Annotated in this window: 19 protein-coding genes; 10 read left to right on the top strand and 9 right to left on the bottom strand. The window is 64.9% G+C overall.

Annotated elements, in window-relative coordinates:
* From mnmE to ABB27_RS16465, 5 genes are all read left to right on the top strand, one after another.
* A complete protein-coding gene (gene mnmE / locus ABB27_RS16485) occupies positions 1–1,350 on the top strand; it encodes a tRNA uridine-5-carboxymethylaminomethyl(34) synthesis GTPase MnmE (RefSeq protein ID WP_057629936.1) in 1,350 nt (449 codons plus the stop codon).
* Between the two features lie 58 nt (positions 1,351–1,408).
* Positions 1,409–1,795, top strand: coding sequence for a VOC family protein (locus tag ABB27_RS16480; RefSeq protein ID WP_057629934.1), 387 nt, complete (start codon positions 1,409–1,411; stop codon positions 1,793–1,795).
* A 213-nt stretch (positions 1,796–2,008) separates the two neighbouring features.
* Entirely contained in the window at positions 2,009–3,622 is a 1,614-nt protein-coding gene (locus ABB27_RS16475) for an ATP-binding cassette domain-containing protein (RefSeq protein ID WP_057629965.1), read from the top strand.
* Positions 3,623–3,752: 130 nt separating this feature from the next.
* Positions 3,753–4,784 (top strand): glycerophosphodiester phosphodiesterase, encoded by a 1,032-nt coding sequence (locus ABB27_RS16470; protein ID WP_244479259.1) that lies wholly within the window; start codon positions 3,753–3,755, stop codon positions 4,782–4,784.
* A 138-nt stretch (positions 4,785–4,922) separates the two neighbouring features.
* The gene (locus ABB27_RS16465; RefSeq protein ID WP_057629932.1) at positions 4,923–5,933 is read left to right on the top strand and encodes a hypothetical protein; all 1,011 of its coding nucleotides are present in this window, start codon (positions 4,923–4,925) and stop codon (positions 5,931–5,933) included.
* Here the strand turns inward: ABB27_RS16465 and ABB27_RS16460 are convergent.
* Together ABB27_RS16460 and ABB27_RS16455 are read right to left on the bottom strand one after the other, a co-directional pair.
* On the bottom strand, positions 5,930–6,715 hold the full coding sequence (locus tag ABB27_RS16460; RefSeq protein WP_057629961.1) for a rhomboid family intramembrane serine protease: 786 nt from the start codon (positions 6,713–6,715) through the stop codon (positions 5,930–5,932). The two genes, ABB27_RS16465 and ABB27_RS16460, sit on opposite strands and share 4 nt — an antisense overlap.
* Before the next feature lie 96 nt (positions 6,716–6,811).
* Positions 6,812–7,771, bottom strand: a complete 960-nt coding sequence (locus ABB27_RS16455; RefSeq protein ID WP_057629959.1) for a TerC family protein — start codon at positions 7,769–7,771, stop codon at positions 6,812–6,814.
* Between the two features lie 282 nt (positions 7,772–8,053).
* On the opposite strand from ABB27_RS16455, the gene ABB27_RS16450 reads away from it, so the two are divergent.
* The 3 genes from ABB27_RS16450 to ABB27_RS16440 all read left to right on the top strand — a co-directional run bounded on the left by ABB27_RS16450 (position 8,054) and on the right by ABB27_RS16440 (position 12,639).
* Positions 8,054–9,223, top strand: coding sequence for a class I SAM-dependent rRNA methyltransferase (locus ABB27_RS16450; RefSeq protein ID WP_057629931.1), 1,170 nt, complete (start codon positions 8,054–8,056; stop codon positions 9,221–9,223).
* A gap of 281 nt (positions 9,224–9,504) precedes the next feature.
* Positions 9,505–11,244, top strand: coding sequence for a prealbumin-like fold domain-containing protein (locus ABB27_RS16445; protein WP_057629929.1), 1,740 nt, complete (start codon positions 9,505–9,507; stop codon positions 11,242–11,244).
* Between the two features lie 153 nt (positions 11,245–11,397).
* Positions 11,398–12,639, top strand: a complete 1,242-nt coding sequence (locus ABB27_RS16440; protein WP_057629927.1) for a dipeptidase — start codon at positions 11,398–11,400, stop codon at positions 12,637–12,639.
* 302 nt (positions 12,640–12,941) lie between these two features.
* Here the strand turns inward: ABB27_RS16440 and ABB27_RS16435 are convergent, their stop codons facing one another.
* The 3 genes from ABB27_RS16435 to ABB27_RS16425 form a co-directional block, all read right to left on the bottom strand.
* A complete protein-coding gene (locus tag ABB27_RS16435) occupies positions 12,942–14,378 on the bottom strand; it encodes an amino acid permease (protein ID WP_057629925.1) in 1,437 nt (478 codons plus the stop codon).
* Positions 14,379–14,582: 204 nt separating this feature from the next.
* Complete coding sequence (leuE, locus tag ABB27_RS16430) at positions 14,583–15,212, bottom strand: leucine efflux protein LeuE (RefSeq protein ID WP_057629923.1); 630 nt, start codon at positions 15,210–15,212, stop codon at positions 14,583–14,585.
* Positions 15,213–15,241: 29 nt separating this feature from the next.
* Entirely contained in the window at positions 15,242–15,787 is a 546-nt protein-coding gene (locus ABB27_RS16425) for a nucleoside 2-deoxyribosyltransferase domain-containing protein (protein WP_057629921.1), read from the bottom strand.
* Between the two features lie 119 nt (positions 15,788–15,906).
* Between ABB27_RS16425 and ABB27_RS16420 the strand changes: the two genes are divergently transcribed.
* Positions 15,907–17,445, top strand: a complete 1,539-nt coding sequence (locus ABB27_RS16420) for a DNA recombination protein RmuC (protein ID WP_057629918.1) — start codon at positions 15,907–15,909, stop codon at positions 17,443–17,445.
* Between the two features lie 289 nt (positions 17,446–17,734).
* A complete protein-coding gene (locus ABB27_RS16415; protein WP_057629916.1) occupies positions 17,735–18,280 on the top strand; it encodes a glutathione peroxidase in 546 nt (181 codons plus the stop codon).
* 198 nt (positions 18,281–18,478) lie between these two features.
* On the opposite strand, the gene ABB27_RS16410 is transcribed toward ABB27_RS16415, so the two are convergent.
* Genes ABB27_RS16410 through mlaD form a run of 4 tightly spaced genes read right to left on the bottom strand, consistent with a single transcriptional unit; the run spans position 18,479 to position 20,966 of the window.
* Positions 18,479–19,477 (bottom strand): MlaA family lipoprotein, encoded by a 999-nt coding sequence (locus ABB27_RS16410; protein ID WP_057629914.1) that lies wholly within the window; start codon positions 19,475–19,477, stop codon positions 18,479–18,481.
* A gap of 1 nt (position 19,478) precedes the next feature.
* The gene (locus tag ABB27_RS16405; RefSeq protein WP_057629912.1) at positions 19,479–19,787 is read right to left on the bottom strand and encodes an STAS domain-containing protein; all 309 of its coding nucleotides are present in this window, start codon (positions 19,785–19,787) and stop codon (positions 19,479–19,481) included.
* On the bottom strand, positions 19,777–20,445 hold the full coding sequence (locus ABB27_RS16400) for an MlaC/ttg2D family ABC transporter substrate-binding protein (protein ID WP_057629910.1): 669 nt from the start codon (positions 20,443–20,445) through the stop codon (positions 19,777–19,779). Before ABB27_RS16400 ends, ABB27_RS16405 begins: the two co-directional genes overlap by 11 nt.
* Complete coding sequence (gene mlaD, locus ABB27_RS16395; protein WP_057629907.1) at positions 20,442–20,966, bottom strand: outer membrane lipid asymmetry maintenance protein MlaD; 525 nt, start codon at positions 20,964–20,966, stop codon at positions 20,442–20,444. Before mlaD ends, ABB27_RS16400 begins: the two co-directional genes overlap by 4 nt.
* Between the last annotated feature and the right edge of the window lie 58 nt (positions 20,967–21,024).

Here is a 21,024-nt window from a genome sequence, read left to right as displayed (position 1 = left end):
ATGAGCGAGATATCCACAGGCCAGACCATCGTTGCCATCGCCAGTGGCGCCGCCGCCGGTGGCGTCGGCATGCTGCGCGTGTCCGGCCCGCAGTCACTACGGATTGCGGTTGCCTTGGGTTGTCCACAGCTCAAGCCGCGCCACGCGCACTACGCCAAATTCCGTGATGCGGCCGGCGAAGTGATCGACGACGGCATGGCGCTGTATTTCCCCGGCCCACGCAGCTTTACCGGTGAAGACGTGGTGGAGCTGCAGGGCCACGGCAGCCCGGTGGTGCTGCGGCAGTTGCTGGCCCGTTGCATCGAGCTGGGCGCACGCCAAGCCCGTGCCGGTGAGTTCAGTGAGCGGGCCTTCCTCAACGGCAAGCTCGACCTGGCCCAGGCCGAGGCCATCGCCGACCTGATCGCCGCCGGTGATGTGCGCGCCGCGCGCGCTGCCCGCCGCTCGCTCGATGGCGTGTTCTCGCGCCGTGTGGAAGAAGTGGGCGAACAGCTGGTACGGCTGCGCATCCACGTCGAGGCCGCCATCGATTTCGCCGACGAACCGCTGGACACCTTGGGCGGCGCGCAGGTCCGTGCCGGCATCGAACAGGCCAAGGCCTTGCTGGCCCAGCTGCGCATCGACGCCGAACGTGGCCGCAAGCTGCGCGATGGCTTGCATGCGGTACTGATTGGTCCGCCCAATGCCGGCAAGAGTTCGCTGTTGAACGCACTGGCTGGCAGCGAGCGGGCCATCGTCACCGATATCGCCGGCACCACCCGCGACACCCTGCGCGAGACCATCCGCATCGATGGCCTGGAGCTGGAGCTGGTGGATACCGCCGGCCTGCGCGAGGGCGGCGACGCCATCGAGCGCGAAGGCATGCGTCGCGCCCGCGCCGAGATGCAGCGCGCGGACCTGGCCATCGTGGTGCTCGATGCCCGCGACCCGCAAGCGGGCAGGGCCGCGATTGGTGACGCCGCTGCACAGGCCGCGCGCCAGCTGTGGATCTACAACAAATGCGATCTGCTGCCGCAGTGGCCGCAGAACCTGGACCAAGACAGCATCGCTCTCTCCGCTGCCAATGGCGAAGGCTTGGAGCAGCTGCACGCGCGCCTGCGCGAGATCGCCAATGACGGAGCGGGCGAGGGCATGCAGGGCGAGTTCTCCGCGCGCCTGCGCCATGTCGAAGCACTGGCGCTGGCCAGCGAGCACCTCGACGCGGCCGATGGCCAGCTGCACTACGACCAGTTGGAACTGGCCGCCGAGGAACTGCGCCTGGCCCATGATGCACTGGGCGAAATAACCGGCCGCATGACTGCGGACGATCTGCTGGGCAGGATATTTTCGAGCTTCTGCATCGGAAAGTGATGCAGAAGCGCAACTACGGGTCCGCAGGGCCAGGTACACAATAGTCAGGAGGTAGTGGATGTTTTCGCACATCGTGGTGGGTGCCAATGACCTGGACGCATCCAAGGCGTTCTATGACGCCCTGCTTTCCACGCTCGGCGCAAAGCCGGGTTTCATCGACGCCAAGGGCAACGTGGTGTACGTCCATGGCGGCGCCTTGCTGATCGTCGGCCATCCGCGCAACGGCGAGCCGGCCACGCATGCCAATGGCGGCACCATCGGCTTCAACTGCAGCACCGCCGAGCTGGTGGATGCATGGCATGCGGCGGGTGTGGGCAACGGCGGTACCAGCGTGGAAGACCCGCCGGGTCCGCGGCAGACGCCATTCGGCCCGCTTTACCTGGCCTACCTGCGTGATCCGGCAGGCAACAAGCTGTGTGCCACGCATCGCCCGGCCAAGGCCTGAGTTAATTGCTTTGCTGGCACGGCGGCGCGGTTGGCAACGCGCCGCCGGTTACTGACGGTTCGGTTTTCCGCCGTTAGGCTATACGCGTTACGGGATGCCCCCGCCAACGGAGTCCGGTCCAATGCGCCATTGATGTCACCGTCTTGAAGACGGTCCCTACCAGTCCCTGCTGCCATTGGCGGCCGGGTGCTTCGGGCATCGATGGAAAACCGCATGACAACTTCTGTTTCCCTGACGCTGGACGGCGTCGCTTGGCAGACGCCTGACGGGCGCTGCCTGTTCTCCAAACTCAATGCACAGTTCGACCCGCGGCCTACCGGCCTGGTCGGTCGCAACGGTGTGGGCAAGTCCGTGCTCGCGCAGATCATGGCCGGGCTGCGTCAACCCAGTGCCGGGCATTGCCGTCGGATCGGTGAGGCCTATTACCTCGCCCAGCAGATACAGCCGCGTAGCGGCCAACGTGTAGCCGAGCTGGCAGCTGTGGATAAGCGTGTGGATGCATTGCGCAGGATTGAAGCCGGCAGCACGCTGCAGGCGGATTTCGACGCCGTTGGCGAGCATTGGACGCTGTGTGAAACGCTGCAACAGGCCTTGGCCGATGCAGGCCTGCATGACGTCGACGCCGACACACCTGTGGATAAGCTCAGTGGTGGCCAATGCATGCGCGTGGCTTTGGTAGGTGCACTGCTGCAACCGGTGGAATGGCTGATCCTCGACGAACCCAGTAATCATCTCGATCACGCGGGCCGGCATTGGTTGGCCGAGCAGCTGCAAGGCAGAAAGCAGGGCCTGATCCTGGTCAGCCACGATCGCCTGCTGCTGCAACAGGTGGAACGCATCGTCGAACTGTCGCCACAGGGCCTGCGCAGCTACGGCGGCAACCATGCTTTTTATGCACAGGCACGCGCGGCCGAACGCGCGGCTGCCGATGCCCTGCTGCAGCAACGCCGGCACGAACGTCGCAAGGGCGAGCAGGCCTTGCGCGATCAACGGCAGCGGCTGGAGCAGCGCAGCGCGCGCGGCAACCGTGATGCGGCAAACGCCAATCAAGCACCGATCCTGCTTGGCCTACAGCGGCAACGCGCCGAAGCCAGCCTCGGCAAGGCCCGCGCACAGCTGGATCAACGCCAGGCACAGCTGCATGACGCGGTACGCGAAGCGCAGGCCGACAGCGAAGCCGCAGCGCCGGTATTGCTGTTGCCGGATGTGCAATCGACCGGACCGGAATGGGTGGTGCGCACCAACCAACTGCAGTTGCCCTATGTGGCACCGGCACTGCGCGCGCTGGACTTCCAGCTGCGCCGTGGCGAACGCGTTGCCATCACCGGCGCCAACGGTGTGGGCAAGTCGACCCTGCTGAAGGTGCTGGCCGGGCAACTGCCGGCGCTGGCCGGCGAGGTCAGCGTGCAGGTGCCGATGGCCCTGCTCGATCAGCAACTGCAGTTGCTGCCGGCGCAGTGCAGCGTGCTCGACACCCTGCGCCTGCGTAACCCCACATTGGCCGAAGCGGAGCTGCGCAGCCGCCTGGCCCTGCTTGGCCTGGATGCGGATCTGGTGCAGCTGCCCTCGGCCCGGCTCAGCGGCGGGCAACGGTTGAAAGCCGGCCTGGCCTGCGCGCTGTACGCCGATCCGCCGGCACAGCTGCTATTGCTGGATGAACCCGGCAACCATCTGGACCTGGAGGCGCTGGCTGCATTGGAAACCCTGCTGCGGCAATATCAGGGCAGCCTGCTGCTGGTCTCGCATGACGAGGCCTTGCTGCAGGCCATCGGCATCACCGCGCGCCTGCATGCCGGTGAGGACGGTTGGCACTGGCAGCGCGATTGATACCTGCGCGTTCTTACGCACGTCACATGCAGCCGTCATGCTGCGCGCCTTGTTTTCGATTGGAGTGCTGACGGTGCGAAGCTGGGCCTGGTTGATGGCGGTGGGGGTTGGCGTGGCATGCTGCGGGGCAATGGACAGCTCAGCCGCGCAGACTTATCCCCAGGTTTCGGTGTACGCGCACCGTGGTGCCAGCGCGTTGCTGCCCGAGCACACCTTGGCCGCTTATGCACAGGCCATCAGCGACGGCGCCGATTACATCGAGCCGGACCTGGTGATGAGCAAGGACGGAGTGATGCTGGCCCGTCACGAAAACGAGATCGGTTCCACCACCGACGTCGCCAGCCATCCCGAGTTCGCCAGCCGCCGCACCCGCAAGCTGATCGATGGGCAGGCGGTCGAGGGCTGGTTCACTGAAGACTTCACCGTCGCCGAGCTGAAAACGCTGTACGCGCGCGAACGCCTGCCGCAGATTCGCGGCACCGCTTTCGACGGCCAGTTCCGCATCGCCACCCTGGACGAGATCATCAGCTTCCTGGTGCAGCAGGCCGGCCGTGCCAACCGTGGCATCGGCCTGGCCCCGGAGATCAAGCACGGCAGCTACTTCCGCGGCATCGGCCTGCCGATGGAAGACAAACTGTTGAGCACCCTGCAGGGCAACAGCTACACCAAGGTGGCGCCGATCCTGCTGCAGTCGTTTGAGACCGCCAACCTGCGGCAGATCCGCGGCAAGCTCGGCAAGGACAGCAATATCCGCCTGCTGCAGCTGCTCGATGGTGGCGACCAGAAACCGGCCGACGTCGCCCTGGCCGGTGGCAGCCTGACTTATACACAGATGATGACACCGGCCGGATTGCGCGATATCGCCCGCTATGCCGATGCGATCGGCGTGGAACGGCGTGCGCTGGTGCCGCTGGATGCACAGGGCAAACTGGCCGCACCCACCGCGCTGATCGGCGACGCCCATGCCGCCGGCCTGCAGGTGGTGGCCTACAGCTTCCGCCCGGAAAACCCGTTCCTGCCGCCGGCACTGCGCCAGGGCGCGGAGAACGCACGCAACCCGGAAGCCTCGGTAGCCGAGATCCGCACCTATCTGCAGGCCGGCATCGATGCGTTCTTCACCGATGATCCGGCACTGGGGCGGCGGGCGGTCGACGGCAACTGAGCGTAGTTGGTTGGCAGCGAAGGTGCCTTCGGACCCTATGGATTTGCCCTGGCCGTGGTCCAGCGCTGGCTGGTGAGATAATGGCCGCCATCGGAGCGGCCATCATGGGTCGTTGCCCATCACGGATGAGGGCGGAGCATGTTGATTGGGTATCGCTACGAAGAAGGACCGGTGCTGCGGATCCACGCGGTCAATTGGGTGCTGCGGGCGGGGTTGCTGCTGATGGTGCTGCTCCTCTTGGGTTTGCCCGCGCTACTGATTGGGGACGTCGATTTTCGTTGGAAGTGGATGCGAGGCGGATTGCTGGATGCGCTGCTAGCGCTGCTGGCTTTGATGGCATTGCCGGTGATGGGGCTGGCCAGTGGCTGGTACACCCGGGTACGAGAAACACTGGAAATCGATGTGCCCGGCAATCGGGCGATACGTCGCTCGTGCAATATGTTCGGGGCTGCTGCGAAGGTTGAAGTCTTTGCTCTGGATGAGCGACGGAAGCTTCAGCTTCGTCGTCTGGTGATTGCCAGCAGATCGAGCGGCCGTGGCCCGACGCGATTCCCGGCCCAGTTGTGGCTGATCAACAACGACAGCAGCGAGCACCAGCTCAGTTTTGAAACCGTGCAGATAAGGCCAGGCTGGGCAAAAACGCAGGCGTTCTTGCAGCGGGTTGCTGACCAGCTGGGGCTGAGCGTTCCCAACGATGTCATTGAGCTGCCGCCTCCAGCGCAGCACGCAGCCTCAGGCTCTCAAAACCAGCCCAGGGACAGATGGCAGCCGCCAGTAGCAAGGCGTCGGGCCAAGCGCAGGAACAAGGATCGTGGCGGAGCACAACCGAGTCAGGCCGCACCTTCCGCCGGGCCAAATAGCAACGATGCTGTGCCGGCCATCATTCGTGCCGTAATGGCATTGTTTGGTGCAATGCTTGCGGTCTATAGCCTCGGCAAGGGGGTTGCGTTGGCCTTGGGGGTGATGCGTGGTGTCCTGATCGGCGGGTCACTACGAAACAACACGGTCCACTACTATTACTGGGCTGATGATCGGCTCTCTTTTTTGTTCCATCTGATGTCTAGTTCGATGGTAATGCTGATTTTGGCAGCGGCGGGTTGGGGGTGCTTGCGTGTGGCAATGAACGGAGACTTGCCAAAGCAACCTTAGTCATCCTGCCTGGGCGTTGGTCGCCGCAACGGCACCACCACCTCATAGTCGCGACCTTCGCGCGGCTGCCACAGCACCGGCACATCTCGCGGCAGTGGTGGCTCCAGCTCGTCGTTGGCTTGAGCCAGCTGTTCTTCTTCCTCGTCTTCCCAGCTGTAGCGCTTGCGGGCAGCGCGCGGGTCGGCGTTGCGGAACAGCAGCGCGGCGATCACGCCTGCGGCGGCGCCGCCCATATGCGACTGCCAGGACACGCCCGGCTCGTGCGGCAGGATGGTGATCAGCATGCTGCCGTAGAACAGGAAGCCGATCAGGCTGGCGGCAATCGCCGGCCGGTCGCGGCGCAGCAGGCCGAGTACGAACACCAGGAACATCAGGCCGTGGGTCAGGCCACTGGCGCCGAGGTGGCGGCTGCCGGCCTCGCCCAGCATCCAGGCCCCCAGTCCGGAACCCAGCCACAGCAGGGGCAGGGCACGCAGGGTGGCCTTGGGATAAACGCTGCCGGCCAGGGTGCCGAGGATCAGCAGGGCCACCGCGTTGGCGCCCAGGTGTTCGATCGAGCCGTGCAGCAGGGGCGCGCCCAGCAGGCCGGCCAGGCCGCTGGCTTCCAGCGGGGCTACCGCCCACGGCCGCCAATCCCAGCCGCTGCTCTGCAGGGCGAACATCGCCACCAGCAGCAGGACGAAGCCCAGGCTGATGTTGAACGCGCGCAGCACGCGGCTGCGGTCGTTGCGGGCGGCGGTGGCCGGCGTGTCGCCGGTGTCAGGCAGGGTTGGCGTGTCCATGATCAAGTGATTGCGGCGCCCGCTGGCAAAGCCAAGGGCGCCGCGCATGGGAACTGGCGTGCCACCGGCGGGACAATCCCGCCGGTGGCGCGTGGATCAGGCCTTGTGGCCGCCCTTCGGCGGGATCTTCAGACTCAGGATCACCGTGGCCACCAGGATCGCGGCAACCACGCCCAGCGATACCGGTACCGGGATCTTGAATATGTCGATCAGCAGCATCTTGGTACCGATGAAGGCCAGGATGACGGCCAGGCCGTAAGGCAACAGGTGGAAACGGTCGGCCATGCCGGCCAGCAGGAAGAACATCGCGCGCAGGCCAAGCACCGCGAACACGTTCGAGGTCAGCACGATGAACGGGTCGGTGGTGATGGCGAAGATGGCCGGGATCGAGTCCACCGCGAAGATCACGTCGGTGACCGCGATCAGGATCAGCACCACGAACATCGGGGTGAACCAGCGCACGCCATCCTTCTCGGCGACCAGGCGGTTGCCGTTGTACTCGTGGGTGATGCGCAGGTGCTTGCGCATGAACTTCAGCGCCGGATTGTTGTCCAGGCTGGGTTCCTCGCTGGCGGCAAACCACATCTTCCAGCCGGTGTAGAGCAGGAAGGCGCCGAACACGTACAGCAACCAATGGAACTGGGTAACCAGTACCGAACCGGCGAAGATCATGATCGTACGCAGCACGATCGCGCCCAGGATGCCGATGATCAGCACACGTTGGCGCTGCGTCTCGGGCACCGCGAAGTAGCCCATGATCAGCAGGAAGACGAAGATGTTGTCGACCGCCAGGGCTTTTTCGATCAGGTAGCCGGTCAGGAACTGCAGGCCGACTTCATTGGCCACCGCCGCGCCGGCGGTCTCGTGCAGGTAGTACCAGAGGCCGGCGTTGAAGGCCAAGGCCAGCGCCACCCAGCCCAGCGACCAGTAAATGGCCTCCTTGAAGGTGACCTTGTGCGGGCCACCGTGGCGCATCAGCACCAGGTCGATCAACAGCGCGGCGATGACGACGGCAATGAAGCCGCCCCACAGCCAGGGATTACCAATTGTCTGCATCATGGAAAAATTCCGGTCGTGAACGGGGGTATCTCGGAACCACAAAGGCCAAGAGCTGGACACGGAATAAGGAGACCGGGGACAGAGCTTCGCCAATGCGGCGAAGGTCTTGCTCACAGTTCCAATGGCTGGAACTGCCGTTGCACCGGAGTCTTGCGACTCGAATTGACGGCGACAACGTCTGGGAGCTACTCCCCTTCTGGGGCGAATAGTGCCGCCTGTGCCCATTCCAGTCAATGAATACGCTGCAGGCAGGGGGCGCTGCGCGGCTACAATAGCGCCATGAATACCCCACTTCCCGTCGTACGCCTGAAGAACGCGTGGCGCTCCAGCCACCCGTGGATTTTCCAGAAACTGGTCGAAAAGCCGACCGTCAAGCCCAAGTCCGGCACCATCGTCGACGTGGTCGGGGTGGACGGCGAGTGGATTGGCCGTGGTTTCTACAATGGCCATTCGCGCATCGCCGTGCGCATCCTGGAAACCAACCCGGACGTGGCGGTGGACCAGGCCTGGTTCGCGCAGAAGCTGGCGCAGGCGGTGTCATTGCGCCGCGACGTGCTCAAGCTCGATGCAACCTCCAATGCCTGGCGTGTTGTCCACAGCGAAGGCGACGGCCTGTCCGGCCTGGTGGTTGACCGTTATGACGACCTACTGGTGGTCGAGTTCTTTGCCGCCGGCATGTTCCGTCACCGCGAGTGGATCTACGAAGCACTGCGCGACCTGTTCCCGGGTTGCCGCTTCCACAGCTTCGCCGACGAACACGTGCAGAAGCAGGAAAGCTTCGATTTCCACGGCAATACCACCACCGAACCGGCGGTCATCAGCGAGTACGGCATCAAGTTCCGTGCTGATCCGGCAGGCGCGCACAAGACCGGTTTCTTCGCCGACCAGCGCGAGAACCGTGAGTGGCTGAGCCAGCAGGTGGAAGGCAAGACCGTGCTCGACCTGTGCTGCAACACCGGCGGTTTCGCGGTGTATGCCGCAGCGCGCGGTGCGGCCGACGTGCTGGGCGTGGACATCGACCAGGACGTGATCCAGCTGGCCAAGGGCAATGCGCGTTTGAACAACGCCAAGCCGCGTTTCGTGCAGGCCGATATCTTCCCGTGGCTGCGTGATGCGGCCAACCGCGGCGACCAGTACGACGTGGTGATCCTGGACCCGGCCAAGATGACCCGCGACCGCGACCAGGTCATCACCGCGCTGAAGAAGTACCTGGACATGAACAAACTGGCCTTGGGCGTGGTCAAGCCCGGCGGCCTGTTTGCCACCTTCTCCTGCACCGGCCTGGTGGCCGAGGACCAGTTCCTGGACATGCTGCGGCGTGCCGCGTTCTATTCCAACCGCACCATCCAGATCCTGAAGGTGGCCGGCGCCGGCCCGGACCATCCGTTCATGGCGCATGTGCAGGAATCGCGTTACCTCAAGGCGGTGTTCTGCCGCGTGCTGGACTGAATACAGCAGCGCTGCCGCAAACGGCGCCACGCCCGTGCAAGCGGGTGTCGGCGCCTTTTGTGGATGCGCCAAGCACGGCTTTCAGCTTTCTCATTACGCCGTGAATTGATACTTCCATCACACTTCGCCATGCAGACTCGCCCCCGCTGATCTGCCGCCGAAGTCTTCGGTGCCGGTGTTTCAGCCCGGCGCGGTGGCTGTTATCGGGGGGCACCTGCTCGGAAGCACACACAATCCTGGCCCGTGGCCGGTCCCCGTATAGCTGCACGAGGACGTGGCCCATGGGGTTTCAATCTATCCATCGATTCCAGCGCTGTTGCCTGCGCGCTGGCCTGCTTGCCCTGCTGTTGCTTGGCACCGGCCAGGCGCTGGCGCAATCGGTGCTGTGGGAAGACTACCGGGGACAGAGTGCGGTACCGGCGGATGCCAATTACATCGGCCCGGCCGGCAAACCCAAATACGACAATCGCAACGAAGCAGCGCCACTGGACGGCCTGCGCGCGCTTGCCAGCAACGTCAACAACGCGGTGCGCACCGGCACCGCGCCCGGCATCGATTTCCGTGTCACCGACTTTGCGCTGTGTGACAACCGTGCTGCCGGCGGTGACCCCAACAGTGCTTCCTGCAGGAACCAGGTGATGGGCCGGGTGATGTATGCGCTGGTGCGCTTCCCGCGCGCTGGCACCTATACCCTGGACGTGGCCCATGATGACTGGGTGGAGATCAACTTCGCCTCCGACTACACCAATACCAACTACCGGACGGCGTCCTACGACATTCCGGTTGGCACGCTGAGCAACTGGACGGACAACGAGAACAGCTATCAGGTCATCGGCCGCTTCAACGCCGCCAACGACAATGCCTGTGCCCTGCTGCGGGTGCTTTGGACCAACAATGCCGGCCTGGAATACAACCGGTTGCGCTGGCAGCACCCGGCGATCAACGGCGGCAACGTGCAGATCATCCCCGCCAGTCAGTTCAGCAACCCGTCGCAGGCCAGCAGTTCCGCCGGCTGCAACGGCAGCATCACCTTCCCGATCCCGGCAATCATGATCGACAAGGTGGTCGAGAACCGCCGCATCCTGCCGGCCGACCAGTTCGCCGTTTCGCTGCGGCAGGGCGGTACGGTGCTGCGTGAGGCAACCACCAGCGGCAGCGGCACCGGCCTGCAGGTCAGCACCGGCGCGGTCCAGGTCAACACCGGCGCCACCTACACACTGCGCGATGCCATGGCCGCTGGCAGCGGCATGGCCATCAGCGACTACGACAAGCGCATCAGCTGCCGGGCCATGCGCCTGGGGCAGCAGGAACAGGCCTATACGCCGGCGGGCAGTGGCCCGGATTGGACCATCAACGTAGCCGCCAATACCCAGTACAGCTGCATCATCACCAATACGCCACGGCCGGTACTGACGACGCGCAAGATCAGCCAGGGCGGGGTGGGCAGCTTCAACTTCACCGGCACCAATGGTGTTGCCGCGCACGCCATCACCACCAGCACGGTGGGTCAGGCCAGCGCCGGCAAACCACAGGCGTTTGCCAGCTTGAACACGGCCACCACCCTGACCGAGGCACAGACGCCGGGTTTCAGCCTGACAGGAATCCAATGCACCGGTATGGGCGAAGGCATCAACCCCACGGTCAACCTGGATGGACGCAGCGTCACCGTGCCGGCGGCTGCCGTCACCAACGGCGCCAACATCGTCTGCACCTTCACCAACAAGGCCGGCGCCGAGTTGTCGATCAGCAAGAGCAATGACGCCAGCAGTCTGGTCGCCGGTTCAACCACCCAGTACAAAGTGATTGCCAGCAATGGTGGGCCGGACGCTGCCGACGCTGCGGTATTGCGCGATACCCCCACCGCCGGCTTGAAGAACTGTGCGGTCAGCGCCTGCGAGGCCCTGGGCGGCGCCAGCTGCCCGGCCACACCGGCGGATCTGTTGCAACCGTCAGGTGTCACCGTTGCCCAGTTCCCCGCAGGCGGCAAGCTGACCCTCAGCGTGCAGTGCGAGGTGGAATAAGCCGGCGTTACCTGGTGGGGCGCTTATCCACAGGCGGCTGTGGATGGATGGGACAGCCGCTAATGGCGCGCTGCGCGCTCTGTGCCGTCCGTCACTGGCTGTCATCCGGCGACTGGCGTTAAGGTCGGATTTTCCTGAATCCGGTGAGGCTCCATGACCCTGCGTCCCCTGTCCGTGCTGGTATCCCTGTCGCTGTGCTTTCCGTTGGCGGCGTCGGCAGTTGAATTCAGCCAGGCCGAGCTGAGCAAGGCCACTGCCTTGCAGCAGGAGCTGCTGACCCTGGATACGCACCTGGATACACCGGCCAACTTCCCGCGCGCTGACTTCAACATCATGCAGCGGCACGACCATAACGCGCTGTCGCAGGTGGATTACCCGCGCATGGTGGAAGGTGCACTGGATGGCGGTTTCTTCGCCATCTACACCCATCAGGGCGACCGCAGCCCGGCCGCACACATTGCCGAACGTGACCACGGCCTGCAGCGCATGCAGGAAATCCACGAAATGCTGGCCGCCAACCCGGACAAGTTCCAGCTGGCACTGAGCGCCGATGATGCCGCCCGCATCAAGGCCGCCGGCAAGCGCGTGGTCTATATCAGCATGGAGAACGGCAGCCCGCTGGTCGCCGACCCCACCCTGCTGAGCTTCTACTACAAGACCGGCTTGCGGCTGATGTCGACCGTGCATTTCGCCAACAACGAATTCGCCGACTCGGCCACCGATCCCAAGGGCGCCGAATGGAAGGGCCTGAGCCCGGCCGGCAAGGCGCTGGTCAACGAGGCGGTGAAGCTGGGCATCGTGATCGACCAGTCGCACGCTTCCGATGCGGTGTTCGACAACCTGATCGAGATGATGCCGGTGCCCTTCATCCTGTCCCACAGCTCGGCCAAGGCGGTGTTCAACCACCCACGCAACCTCGACGACGCGCGCCTGCGCCAGCTGGCCGCCAAGGGCGGGGTGATCCAGGCCAATGCCTATGGCGGCTATCTGGTCGACGAAACCAAGAGCGCCGAACGCAAGCAGGCCGAAGATGCGCTGGAAGCGCGCTTGGGCGGCTGGGACAACATGACCATGGCCAAGGGCGTGGAGTTGCACAAGGCGATGGCCGAACTCGACCAGAAATACCCGCAGCGCAAGGCCACGTTGGATGATTTCTTCCAGCACTTCGGCCACCTGCTCGACGTGGTCGGCCCGGACCATGTCGGCATCGGCATGGATTGGGACGGTGGTGGCGGTGTGACCGGCATGGAAGACGCCGCCGACCTGCCCAAGATCACCGCGTGGATGCAGCGCCGTGGCTTGAGCGATGCGCAGATTGCCAATATCTGGAGCGGCAACGTGCTGCGGGTGATGCGCCAGGCGCAGGATTACGCGGCGGCGCAGAAGAAGCCCTGATCGCGCGCTGTTGGATGCAGGAATGACGAAGCGGGCTCAGGCCCGCTTTGTTTTTATCCACAAACGGCTGGGGATAAGTGGCTTATCCACATGCGGGGCTGAGCTTTGAGGCTTCAGGGCAGAAGCACCCCTCCCCAACCCTCCCCTTGCCTGCGGCAAAGGGAGGGAGCAGAGCCGCCCCCTCCTTTGCGCGTAGCGCAGGGGAGGGCCGGGGAGGGGTGCTCTTCAAGCAAGACCCAACACCCCAAATACAAAAAGCGGGCCGAAGCCCGCCTTTCGCTTTATCCACAACAGCCTGTGGATTACTTGCCGCGCCCCAGCACCGCATTGCGGCGGCTGTACAGCGCATACACCACCAGGCCCAATACGTTCCAGGCCAGGAACCACAGCTGGGTGCGCATCGGCAGGCTGATGAACAGATAGATGCAGCCACCGATGGCCAGCGGACCCACCAGCCACGCCAGCGGCGTGCGGAAGGTACGCGGACGGTTCGGCTCACGCTTGCGCAGCACCAGCAGGCACAGGCCCACCGCGGTGAACGCCGCCAGCGTGCCGGCATTGGCCAGCGCGGCGATTTCATCCAGGCGTGCCACACCGGCCAGCGCTGCCACCAGCACCGCGGTGAACAGGGTGATGGTCACCGGCGTGCCGGTGCGCTGGTTGACCTTGGACAGGCCACGCGGCAGCAGGCCATCACGCGACATCACGAAGAAGATGCGGCTCTGGCCGTAGAAGAAGGCCAGCAACACGGTCGGCAGGGCGATGATGGCGACGATGCCGATCACCAGGGCAGCGGTGCCGTGGCCGAGTTCGCGCATGATCAGCGCCAGCGGCTCGGCACTCTTGCCGAACACCGTGTAGCTCATCGCGCCCACCGCAGCCAAGGCCACCAGCAGATAGATGATGGTGCAGCCGACCATCGAACCGATGATGCCGATCGACAGGTCGCGCTTGGGGTTCTTGGTCTCTTCGGCCGCGGTGGAGATCGCATCGAAGCCGTAGAAGGCGAAGAAGATGATCGCCGCCGCTGCCATCACGCCGCGTTCCACACCGTCCGGGCCCAGTGACTTGGGGAAGCCATAAGGCATGAACGGCTGCAGGTTGGCGCTGTCGAATGCCGGCAGCGCCACTGCCACGAATACCGCCAGCGCGATCAGCTTGAACACCACCAGCACCGCGTTGAGCGTTGCGCTCTCCTTGGTGCCCACCATCAACATGCCGGCGACCAGGAAGGTGATGACGATGGCCGGGACGTTGAGGAAACCGCCTTCCACGTGCGGGCCGGCAGCCAATGCCTGCGGCAGTGCCACGTTCCAGCTAAACGAGGTGTGCAGCCACTCCAGGAAGCCGACGAAGTAGCCGGACCAGCCGACCGCCACCGTGCTGACCACCAGCGAGTACTCCAGGATCAGGCTCCAGCCCACCACCCAGGCGATGGTCTCGCCCAGCGCGCTGTAGCTGTAGGTATAGGCACTGCCTGCGGCCGGCATCATCGTCGACAGTTCGGCATAGGCCAAGGCCGCGCAGGCGCAGATCGCACCGGCAATGATGAAGGACAGCAGCACCGCAGGGCCGGCCTTGTCCGCACCCACGCCGATCAGCGTATAGATGCCGGTGCCAACAATGGCACCAATGCCCAGGGCAACCAGATGGGGCCAACTCAGCGAGGGAATAAGCCGACGGCCTTCTTCGTGTTCGGTGAGTTGGTCGATGGGCTTGCGCCGGAGCCAGGACTGCATGCGGACCTCACGGTTCGTGGTGGTTCGGGGAAGCGGCCGAGTTTGGCTTAACGCAGTGCAGCAAAGCTAGAAAAAACCGTCATTTGGCGTGCTTTTACCGCGTACGGGTGTCATCGCGCCGAATTCGGCATAAAAGCGACCTGCGCGCGGCCGCTTGCGGCGCGCGCCTGCTGCGGACACGGTCAGGGACGATGCCGTGGCCCATTACTCGGCAATGCCCAGCCGCAGCCCGAACACCACCAGGCAGAGGCCGACGCCGCGCCGCAGCCACACTCCGACGCGCGGGTAGCCGGCTAGCCGCCGGGCGATGAACTGGCCGCCGAAGATCAGTACCGAGCACCAGCCGATGCTGAGGATGGCGATCAGCACCGCCATCGTTGCCAGGGTCAAGGCGCCGCGCTGCCGCACCGGGTCGATGAACAGCGGGAAGAAGGCCATGTAGAACAGGATGGCCTTCGGATTGAGCACACCGACCAGCAAGGCTTGGCGGAACCAGCGCCGCCCGTGTTGTACCGGCGCACTCTCGCCGGCCACCGCAGCCGCCGGTTCACGCAGCAGGTTGATGCCGACCCAGATCAGATAGACCGCACCCACGTAGCGCAGCCCGGCAAACAGCAGCGGATGCGCCTGCAGCAGCGCGGCCACGCCGGTGGCGGCGATGGCGATCAGGATCTGATCGCCCAGCATCAGCCCTGCCAACGTCGCGTAACCGGCACGCACGCCGCCGCGCGCGGTGGCGGTGAGCAGGGTGAAGGTGCCCGGGCCGGGCAACATCAGGAACAGGATGACGGCCACCACGAAGGTGCCCAGGTCGTTGATGCCCATCCACGGCATGAGGCTTCTCCGTATGTCTCAGTGGTGGCTCAGGGCGCGCGCTGTTCGGCCAGGCGCTGCTTGACCGCGCTGATCAGCGCCGGCAGGTCATCAAAGCGCGGCACGCCATAGCGATCGCCGGTGATGTCCAGGTTGCCCTTGCGCCAGTAACCGGCGGGCGCGGCTACCAGCAGCTTGCCCGAGCGCGCGTACAGGCCGAATTCGAGCAGGGTGATCGGGCTCTGCGTGCCCGGCGCGAAATACATCAGCACGATGTCGGCCTGCTCCAACGCGGCCAGTTCCCATTCCACCTGGCGGCGGAACTCGGGCTCGTCGGCCTCGGCGCGCCAGGCCGGGTTCCAGTCGGCGCGGCGCGGGTTGAGCATCAGCACGCCCTGCTCGGCCAGGGCCGCCTGCACCTGCTGCTGCCAATCGCCGGCCTTGCCCATCTCGATGCTGCCGGCCAGGAACACCTTGGGCCGCGCATCGTTGGCGGGCAGGGCATGGGGCGAGGTGATGGTCTGCGAATCGGCGGCGCGGGCTGCCATCGGCAACAGGCACAACAGGCTCGACAACAGCAGGGACAGAGACTTCATGTCGGGGGTGCAGCAGGTGGGGGTGCCTATGATCGCAGATGCACGCTCAGGGAAGTTTTCGCCACCCGCCGAATGCTGCCGGATCAGCTTCTGAGACGGGCAGGGCTACACTTCTCCCCATGCAAACTGAAACCCTGATCCTTGGTGGCCTGCTGGTCGCCGTCCTCGTGCTGCAACTGCTGTTGCTGCTGCGCCGTAACGATACCTCCGCGCTGGAAACCACCTTGCGCGACGAACAGCGCAGCGGCCGCGGCGAGTTGCGTGAGCAGCTGGAAACCATGGCGCGGCAGCAGGACATCCGCATCGATGGCTTCGGCCGCAACCTCAGCGACCTGTCCACCCGCACCGACCAGCGCCTGGACCTGCTGCGCGACAGCCTCAACGACGACGCCCGCAAGGGCCGCGAGGAAACCGCCAACGCCCAGCAGTTGCTTGCGCAGTTGCTGGGTACGCGGCTGCAGGATGTGCGCGGCCAGCTCGACGTGTTCGGCCAGCAGCAGGAAGCGCGCATGGAAGCGTTCGCGCGCCAGCTGGCCGGCCTGCAGCAGAGCCTGGTCGAGGAAACCCGCAAGGGCCGCGAAGAAGGCGCACAGGTGCAGCTGCGCTTCGGCGAGACCCTCAACCAGAAGCTGGGCGAACTGACCCAGCGCAACGAGCAGCGCATCACCGAGATGCGGCAGACCCTGGAAGCGCGGCTGAAGGACCTGCAGGGCGACAACGCCGCCAAGCTCGAACTGATGCGGCAGACCGTGGACGAAAAGCTGCAGAGCACGCTCAATACGCGCCTGGATTCCTCGTTCAAGCTGGTCTCCGAGCGTTTGGAGCAGGTGCAGCGCGGGCTGGGTGAAATGCAGCAGCTGGCCACCGGCGTGGGCGACCTCAAGCGCGTGCTGAGCAACGTCAAGAACCGCGGCGGCTGGGGCGAAGTGCAGCTGGACAACATCCTTGAGCAGACCCTGACCGCCGAGCAGTACGCACGCGGGGTCAAGCTGCGCGTCGACAGCGGCGAGATGGTGGATTTCGCGGTGCGCCTGCCCGGCCGCGGCGATGCCGATACGCCGGTATGGCTGCCGATCGATTCCAAGTTCCCGCGTGAGGACTACGAGCGCCTGCTCGATGCGCAGGAAGCCGGCGATGCCGACGCGGTACGCAACTGCGGCAACCAGCTGGAACGGGCAATCCGCATCCAGGCCAAGTCGATCAGCGAGAAGTACATCGTGCCGCCGCACAGCACCGACTTCGCGGTGATGTTCCTGCCGACCGAAGGCCTGTATGCCGAAGTCATTCGCCGCGCCGGTCTGGTGGACGCCTTGCAGCGCGAGCACCGCGTGGTGATCGCCGGCCCGACCACGGTCACAGCGTTGTTGAACAGCTTGCAGATGGGCTTCCGCACCCTGGCCATCGAGCAGCGCTCCTCGGAAGTGTGGAGCCTGCTGGGCGCGGTGAAGAGCGAGTTCGGCAAGTTCGCCGGCATCCTCGAAAAGGCCGAGAAGCAGATCAACACCGTCGGCAAGAGCCTGGGCGACGCCAGCCGCAAGACCCGCACCATCGAACGCAAGCTGCGCGGCGTGGAGTCGCTGTCCAGCGACGCCTCGCAGGCAATGCTGGGCACCGATGATGAAGCCGACGAAGACAGCCCCGAAAGCAGCGACAGCTGAGGTAGTGCCGAGCCACGCTCGGCAGAGGCTCGACAAGCAACGCCCACTGTAGTGCCGAGCCATGCTCGGCAGAGGCTCTACCGGTAAGGCCCAATGTAGTGCCGAGCCATGCTCGGCAAGGGCTCTACCGGTAAGGCCCCAGCCGAGCATGGCTCGGCACTACAGGTAAAGCAGCACCCGAACGTGGTTCAGCACCACCACAGAACCCAGCGTTACAACCTGTTGGTCGTGCCAGCGCCACGGCCGCCGTTTATGCTTGGCCTTTCCCAACCCCCAAGCAGGCAACCGCATGACCGCTTCCGTTTACGACATCGCGCTGACCACCATCGACGGCGCACCGTCATCGTTGGCTGACTACCGCGGCAAGGTGCTGCTGGTGGTCAATACCGCCTCCAAGTGCGGCCTCACCCCGCAGTACGAAGGTCTGGAAAAGCTGTACCGCGAAAAGAAGGACGCCGGCCTGGAAGTGCTGGGTTTCCCGGCCAACAACTTCAACGGCCAGGAGCCGGGCAGCGAGGACGAGATCAAGCAGTTCTGCGCATTGACCTATGACGTCAGCTTCCCGATGTTCTCCAAGATCAGCGTTGCCGGTGACGATATCCACCCGCTGTACCAGCAGCTGACCGCCGCCCAGCCGGCCGCCATCGGCGAAGGCCCGATGCGCGAGAAGCTGGTCGGCTTCGGTATCGAGGCCAACCCGGCCCCGGCCGTGCTGTGGAACTTCGAGAAGTTCCTGATCGGCAAGGATGGCAAGGTTGTCGCCCGCTTCGCCCCGGACACCACCGCCGATGACGAAGGCCTGCGCAAGGCAGTGGACGCAGCACTGGCTGCGTAAAGCACCGGCTGATGTGTTCTTGTGGGAGCGGTGTCAGCCGCGAAGCTGACATTGCTTGGCGACCGGATCCAACCGCGATCTGCTGATCCGTCAGCTTCGCGGTTGACACCGCTCACACAAAAAATAGAAGCAAACAAAAAGCCCGGGTTTCCCCGGGCTCTTCGTATGTTGCTGAGTACCAACCAGCAACAACCAGGATCAGTCGCCCCAGTTCGGCATCGGCATCGCGTCGACCGGAATCGGGGTCTGGTCGTCGTCGTCGCGCTTGCCGCCGTGGCGCAGATCTTTTTCGATCTGGTAGGTGCGGCGCTGCAGCCAGGCATCGCGGGTCAATGCGTATTCGTCCACCGCGGTGTCACGCAGCGAATCCACGGCCATCAGCTGTGCACGCATGTCCACCAGCTGCAGGCCCTGCAAGCCGATGCGGACCTTGTCCATCTCGATCTGACGCATCGGCGACAGCGGGATATCACCGGCCAGGCCGAATACGTCACGCACGGTGCGCGGGCCGAAGAACGGCAGCTCCACGTAGCGCGAACGACGCCAGCCCCACGCGCCCAGGGTTTGGCCGAAGTCTTCGCTGCGCTTGGGCACCATGGCCTTGCTGGCCGGATCGAACAGGCCACCAATACCGAAGGTGGAGTTCATCAGGAACCGCCCCAGCGTGTCCCAGGCATCGTCGGCATGGCCCTGCAGCAGCTGGTTGACCATGGTCAACGGCGAACGCAGGTTGCTGAAGAAGTTGCTCACGCCGGTACGCGCGAACTGCGGCACCACGTTGACATAGGCGGTGGCCAGCGGGCGTGCGACCGTGCGGTCAACCGCATTGTTGAAGCGGTGCACGCCGCGGTTGTACTTCTCCCACGGGTCGTAGGTCATGCTGGCGCCAGCCGCGCCGTCCTGGCCTTCGCTGCCCGGTGCCGGGCCGCCGTAAAGCGCGGCGAAGTCGTCTTCGGCGCCGGTCGGTGCGGTGGCATCGCTGGCACTGGCAGTGGCATTGTCCTGCGGCGCATCGCTGCTGGTGCTGGCCGTGTCCTGCGTCGGAGCGGGGGCCGCTGCGGCGGTGTCGGCTGCCTGTTCGGTGGCCGCCGGTGCAACCAGCGTGGTTGCCGGCATGGCATCGCGCGCCGGCTTGCCGGCACAGGCCGCAAGCAGGGCCACGGCGAGCAGAAGGAGAAGGGTGCGGAAAAGTTTCATGTCAGCTTCCTGCTGAGGAGGCGTTGAAATCAAGGGACGGTGAGAGCCGGTAGGCTGCACACAATTCGTCCAGTCCAGCCGGCGCACCGCTGACGTTGCCGTCACCTTGTGCGCGCAGCCGTGCAGCAAGCTCACCCAACAAAGCCAGGCCGGCACTGTCGATGCGCTCCACTGCCTGCAGATCGAGCTGGCGTACGGGGCCAAGCCCACGCGCCAGCTGCGGCCACAGTGCAACCACCGCCGCGCGGTCGATCACGCCTGCCAGCAGCAGGGTGTCGCCATCGGTGCGGAAGCTGGCTTTACTTGCCACGGGGAGCCGGGCCGGCGTTGGCCTGCATGCTGCCGCTGCGCAGTTCGGTGGCCACCTGCTTGATCGACTTCTGTCGCAGCGGTGCATCGAACTGGTTCTTGAAGGTCTGCACGTAGGAGATGCCTTCGATCATCACGTCGAAGATCTTCCACTGGCCATCGACGTTGCGCATCAGGTACTCGACCGGGGTCGGCTCGCTGCCAGCGCGCACCAGTTCGGTGGACACCTTGACGCCGCGGTTGCCCGGCAGCGGCTGCTCGCTCTTGTAACGGAAGCTGGGCTTGCCCTGGATATCGAGCAGGGCCGAGCCGTAGCGCGACATCAGGTTGTCGGCCATGGCATCGGCGAACAGCTTGACGTCGGCATCGGCAGCACCGCGGCCGTGCACACCCAATACCAGGCGGGCAGCGTAGTCGCGGTCGAAGGCGCGGCTCAGCTCACCATCGATGTAGCTGCGCAGCGTTGCCGGATTGGCGCGGAACTCGGCGCGACGGGTCTGCAGGGCGTTGATGATGCGGGTGCTGGAATCCAGCACGGTGCGGGCGGCGGCCGAAGGCTGCGCGGCGGTTGCGGCCGGGCGCGCCTGCGCCAGCGTGACCGACGGCGCGGTGGCCAGCAGGGCCGCAGCGAGCACGGCGGTAAGCAGTTTCACTTTCATGGTTGCGGTTCCGTAGCGGGCGCGTCTGCGCCGTGGGTGTCATTGCCAGCAGCGCCGGTGTTGCCGCCACCGCTGAACATGTACTTGCCTACCAGCTGCAGTAGGTCCACCGCCGGCTGGGTGAAGACGATTTCATCGCCGGACTTCAATACATCCGGATCGCCGCCCGGCTGCAGGCCGATGTAGCTTTCGCCCAACAGACCGCTGGTGAAGATGCCGGCGGAGGTGTCGGCGGGCAGATCCTTGAACTTGCTGTCCAGCGACAGGGTCACGATGGAATCGTATTTAGTCGGGTCGAGCTGAATGTCAGCTACTTGGCCGATGGTCACACCGCCAACCTTCACTGGCGCCTGCTTGCGCAGCTGCCCGATCTGGCTGAAGCGTGCCTTCAATTCATAGTCGCCACCGCCCATGCCGAAGCGCTGGTTGGTGGAGGCCACGGCCAGCACCAGCAACGAAGCCAGGGCCAGCAGCAGGAAGGCGCCGACGGAAAATTCGAGTCTGGGTCCACGGATGGCCATGTTGTGTCTCACTCCTGATCCAGCTGTTGCTTCGCGGTGCGAAGCGGATTGTTCGGGT

This window comes from Stenotrophomonas terrae (assembly GCF_001431465.1).
GTDB classification, from domain to species: Bacteria; Pseudomonadota; Gammaproteobacteria; order Xanthomonadales; family Xanthomonadaceae; genus Stenotrophomonas; species Stenotrophomonas terrae.
Note: the sequence above shows the minus strand (reverse complement) of the source record. Positions and strands in the feature narration are given on the sequence as shown.

What these genes read in the sequence shown, in the direction of transcription:
- ABB27_RS16470 (WP_244479259.1), top strand. Translation starts at nt 3,753, where the DNA reads ATGGACAGCTCAGCCGCGCAGACTTATCCCCAGGTTTCGGTGTACGCG.
- ABB27_RS16410 (WP_057629914.1), bottom strand. Translation starts at nt 19,477, where the DNA reads ATGAAACTTTTCCGCACCCTTCTCCTTCTGCTCGCCGTGGCCCTGCTT.
- leuE (WP_057629923.1), bottom strand. Translation starts at nt 15,212, where the DNA reads ATGCCGTGGATGGGCATCAACGACCTGGGCACCTTCGTGGTGGCCGTC.
- mnmE (WP_057629936.1), top strand. Translation starts at nt 1, where the DNA reads ATGAGCGAGATATCCACAGGCCAGACCATCGTTGCCATCGCCAGTGGC.
- ABB27_RS16440 (WP_057629927.1), top strand. Translation starts at nt 11,398, where the DNA reads ATGACCCTGCGTCCCCTGTCCGTGCTGGTATCCCTGTCGCTGTGCTTT.
- ABB27_RS16445 (WP_057629929.1), top strand. Translation starts at nt 9,505, where the DNA reads ATGGGGTTTCAATCTATCCATCGATTCCAGCGCTGTTGCCTGCGCGCT.
- ABB27_RS16425 (WP_057629921.1), bottom strand. Translation starts at nt 15,787, where the DNA reads ATGAAGTCTCTGTCCCTGCTGTTGTCGAGCCTGTTGTGCCTGTTGCCG.
- ABB27_RS16455 (WP_057629959.1), bottom strand. Translation starts at nt 7,771, where the DNA reads ATGCAGACAATTGGTAATCCCTGGCTGTGGGGCGGCTTCATTGCCGTC.
- ABB27_RS16460 (WP_057629961.1), bottom strand. Translation starts at nt 6,715, where the DNA reads ATGGACACGCCAACCCTGCCTGACACCGGCGACACGCCGGCCACCGCC.
- ABB27_RS16400 (WP_057629910.1), bottom strand. Translation starts at nt 20,445, where the DNA reads ATGAAAGTGAAACTGCTTACCGCCGTGCTCGCTGCGGCCCTGCTGGCC.
- ABB27_RS16415 (WP_057629916.1), top strand. Translation starts at nt 17,735, where the DNA reads ATGACCGCTTCCGTTTACGACATCGCGCTGACCACCATCGACGGCGCA.
- ABB27_RS16465 (WP_057629932.1), top strand. Translation starts at nt 4,923, where the DNA reads ATGTTGATTGGGTATCGCTACGAAGAAGGACCGGTGCTGCGGATCCAC.
- ABB27_RS16475 (WP_057629965.1), top strand. Translation starts at nt 2,009, where the DNA reads ATGACAACTTCTGTTTCCCTGACGCTGGACGGCGTCGCTTGGCAGACG.
- ABB27_RS16420 (WP_057629918.1), top strand. Translation starts at nt 15,907, where the DNA reads ATGCAAACTGAAACCCTGATCCTTGGTGGCCTGCTGGTCGCCGTCCTC.
- mlaD (WP_057629907.1), bottom strand. Translation starts at nt 20,966, where the DNA reads ATGGCCATCCGTGGACCCAGACTCGAATTTTCCGTCGGCGCCTTCCTG.
- ABB27_RS16480 (WP_057629934.1), top strand. Translation starts at nt 1,409, where the DNA reads ATGTTTTCGCACATCGTGGTGGGTGCCAATGACCTGGACGCATCCAAG.
- ABB27_RS16450 (WP_057629931.1), top strand. Translation starts at nt 8,054, where the DNA reads ATGAATACCCCACTTCCCGTCGTACGCCTGAAGAACGCGTGGCGCTCC.
- ABB27_RS16435 (WP_057629925.1), bottom strand. Translation starts at nt 14,378, where the DNA reads ATGCAGTCCTGGCTCCGGCGCAAGCCCATCGACCAACTCACCGAACAC.